The sequence below is a fragment of the Bowdeniella nasicola genome (genome assembly GCF_001907295.1).
Classification (GTDB): domain Bacteria; phylum Actinomycetota; class Actinomycetes; order Actinomycetales; family Actinomycetaceae; genus Bowdeniella; species Bowdeniella nasicola.
Map to the genome: position 1 here is coordinate 1 of NZ_MQVR01000130.1, position 3,068 is coordinate 3,068.

Below are 3,068 nucleotides of genomic sequence, written 5' to 3' on the forward strand. Positions count from 1 at the left end.
GAAACAAGCACTCGCCCAACTCGCAGCCGCCTACCCAGACCGTATCAACCCCTACTTGTAACCAATCAACTTACACAAAAAACTTGACAGGCCCTTCCGCCTCAGCATCTCCAGGAACGGGCGGAACTGTCTGCCGATTTCCAACGGCGCAACGCACCGGTATCCGAGTCGCCCGGCCGCTCGATGTAGTGCCGACGCGTAGCGACATCGACCAGGCGCCCCGGCCTCGAACCCCCGAGAACATGAGGGCCATCAACAAGCCCCCTCCGCGGGCCCGCGCCACGGCTACAGCTGCGGGAAGAATTTCTTGGGCGTTCACACGTCAGCGGTGCTGACGGCAGCTTATATCGCCGCGTCAGCGGCATCCCAGTCTCCTGTCACGAGCCCGTAGTGCAGTGCCCCGCGGTACCGGATCATCAGCATCTTCAGCCGCGAAGCAGCCTCGTGCGCATCAAAGCCGCGAGTCTGTAGATGACTGGTGATCGCGTCGGTCCACTCGTGGTCGAGTTCGTGGAGCATGGTCCCGTACGTGTCGGGGTCGCGGATAGCTAGGGCGGCGAGTTCGAAGTACAGCGCGAGGAAGGGCCGCGCTTGCTCCTGCTTCTGCTCCTCCCACATGCTCCTGACCACCTCGCCAAGGGCCACCGCACCCGTGCTGGGCTGCTGGTCTGGAGCAAGTGCCTTCGCGAGTGTGGGTTGCTGGTGGCGGAGGTGCCGGATGGCCTGGGTGATCAGCTTTTCCTTGCTGCCGAAGTGATACAGCAGCGTTCGCGGCGAGACTCCCAACTCCGCAGCGAGTGGCCGCAGGGTGACACCGGCGATACCGCGCGCCTGCAGCACCTGAGCTGCGGCGTCAAGCAGGTCACTGGTGCGCTGAGGGTTCTTTGGGCGGGCCACACCCTATTCTTACCACAGTCGTTTCAGTAATATGGTCGCATGCTCCTCACCGCTCCTCCCCCGCTGCCCAGCCGACGCGACGTGCTCGTTGCCGTTGGGTATGGCGGCGTGATCTGGATGATCGCCACCGGGCTGCTTGTCACGGCAGGTACAGCCCTCGTCCCTGACGCCGGGGCCTGGAGTGGCGTACCGGTGATCATCGTGTTCAGTCTGCTCGCTCTCGGCGTCGCCATGGTCGGCTACCTGTTGTTCCGTAAGCGCCGCGATGATTCGTTGATGCTCCGGCTGCTGTTCGGTACCACGATCTCAGCAACCGGGCTCCTACTGGATGCCATCGTGTACGGAGCCGCCGCCGGTCAGTACCCGACGCTTTCAGGGAACCAACAAGGCCCGGTCGCGTTTTTCCTCGTCCTCGCCTACGGACTCCTCCTGATCGCACCCCACCTCTGCCCGCAACGTGCCCCAGACGCCCGCTAGACCAATTGGCGAGACGCCTGCGGTGCGGGGCGCCGGCGCTCGTCGTGGATGGTCGGGCGGGTCAGCGTTCGTAGTGCTGTTTCGGCTCGGGCGCGGTCGATCTTCTGTGCGGTGTTTTCTGGTGGTGTCCCGAGGGGTGCCGTGTCGGTGATCTGGTAGCGGTCTCGGTAGGCGGCCACAACCACAGCGCGGCGTCGCCACTGCTGCCGCTCCCGCTCTCCGGCTGGGAGTGGACCGAGTGCTGTAACCCATGGCTCGTGGGTGTGGAGGGCGGTGTCCAAGACTGCTTCTGCTCGGGTTTCGATGAGGTGGCGGCGCTCGGTCAGGGCTTGCTGCATGTCGGGGGTCATGGGGCCGGTGGCTTCGGGTATCAGCCCGGCGATGAGACGCGGTGCCCGTCGTGTGCGGCCGGAGCCGGCCGGGCGCGCGGTGGCGTGGGCGAGGCGGTGGTGGATGACGGAGGCGATGTCGTCGGCGTCGGCGAACCCGCGCGCTGCGATGAGGCGTGGCAGGAGGGTGTCGACGTTGTGGTGGTTGGCTTCGGCCCGGCGCAGTTCCGCGGTCAGGGCGCCGAAGGCGTCGGAGTCGATGACGGCTTGGGCTTGCTCGTCGGTGAGCCCGGAGCCGCGGACCAAGGTGGTCCAGCGGTCGTGTTGGGCTGCGGCGGCGATGGTCTCGTATTCGGCGGCGAGCTGGGCGATCGAGCCCCACTGCTCCTGCTCGGCGGTGATGGTCTCGTGCGCCGACAGCTCAGCACCGCTGTGTTGGAGCACGCCGTAGAGGACCGTGCGGGCGGTGGCGTCGGGATTGTCGCCCGGATGCGCCGTGGCGTGATCGTCGGGACGGTCGAGGATGACGTAGGCCCGGTTCGATTCCCGTCCGCGCGTCATTGCCACATACAGGTTCTCGCGCGTGGTGGTGGGTTCGACGAGGACGTGGGCGGTGTCGGTGGTGATGCCTTGGGCGCGGTGGGCGGTGACAGCGTAGCCGAGGTCGACGTGCTCGGCCACGTAGTCTGCGGGCAGGACGATGCTGTTGCCGAACCGGGTCCCGGGTGGGCGGATCGTGACCGACCCATCGCTGCGAACGGCGGTGATGGTCCAGGTTTGGCCGTTGCGGACCCAGCCGTGCCGGTTCCGCAGCCGCCGGTCGTTGCGGCGGGTGATGATCGTGTCACCCACGCCCGCTGCCGATCGGTCGGACAGGGTGATTTCAGGGCCGGGCTTCAGCGTGCCGTCGAGGATGAGGTCGGCGCGGGCGCGGACGTTGAGGGCGGTGACGTTCTCGCGGGTTTCGGCGATCAGCACCGACGCCAATCCCGCCTGGCGGTCGTGTCGCCAGGCGGTGTAGGCGGCATCGGCCATGGCCTCGGTGTCACCGTCATGGATACGGTCGTGTGCCAGGTAGGTGTCGATGACCGGGGCGCGGCCGTGCCGCAGCTCCAGGGATGCGGTCTTCTCCCAGACGTGGGTGAAGCGGTGGACATCGACCAGTTCGGGAGCATCGTCACGGGGGGTGTCAAATAGTTTGTGTAAGCCGTGTCGGAAGGAACGGTGATTATCATGACTATGTTCGATAAATCTTTGCCGGGTAGGCCTTCAGTTGAGTCCCTCATAGTGGTGTAGCGGGGTGGTCGTGCTGGACAGCAGGGCGGTCACCGCGTGATCCTCGAGTTCATCTTCCACAACTCACTC

Annotated in this window: 3 protein-coding genes and 1 pseudogene; 1 reads left to right on the forward strand and 3 read right to left on the reverse strand. The window is 65.8% G+C overall.

Translation table 11 applies throughout. The features are described 5' to 3' along the window. Window positions 1–342 precede the first annotated feature (342 nt). On the reverse strand, window positions 343–897 hold the full coding sequence (locus BSZ39_RS12455) for a TetR/AcrR family transcriptional regulator (RefSeq protein WP_073717628.1): 555 nt from the start codon (window positions 895–897) through the stop codon (window positions 343–345). A 39-nt stretch (window positions 898–936) separates the two neighbouring features. On the opposite strand from BSZ39_RS12455, the gene BSZ39_RS12460 reads away from it, so the two are divergent. Next, window positions 937–1,374 (forward strand): hypothetical protein, encoded by a 438-nt coding sequence (locus BSZ39_RS12460; protein ID WP_073717629.1) that lies wholly within the window; start codon window positions 937–939, stop codon window positions 1,372–1,374. Here the strand turns inward: BSZ39_RS12460 and BSZ39_RS12465 are convergent. Further along, entirely contained in the window at window positions 1,371–2,738 is a 1,368-nt protein-coding gene (locus tag BSZ39_RS12465) for a hypothetical protein (protein WP_245792521.1), read from the reverse strand. The genes BSZ39_RS12460 and BSZ39_RS12465 overlap by 4 nt on opposite strands. A 21-nt stretch (window positions 2,739–2,759) precedes the next feature. Then, a pseudogene (locus BSZ39_RS15170) lies at window positions 2,760–2,951 on the reverse strand (AAA family ATPase); the annotation flags it as partial. Window positions 2,952–3,068: the final 117 nt, after the last annotated feature.

What these genes read in the sequence shown, in the direction of transcription:
- BSZ39_RS12460 (WP_073717629.1), top strand. Translation starts at nt 937, where the DNA reads ATGCTCCTCACCGCTCCTCCCCCGCTGCCCAGCCGACGCGACGTGCTC.
- BSZ39_RS12465 (WP_245792521.1), bottom strand. Translation starts at nt 2,738, where the DNA reads ATGGCCGATGCCGCCTACACCGCCTGGCGACACGACCGCCAGGCGGGA.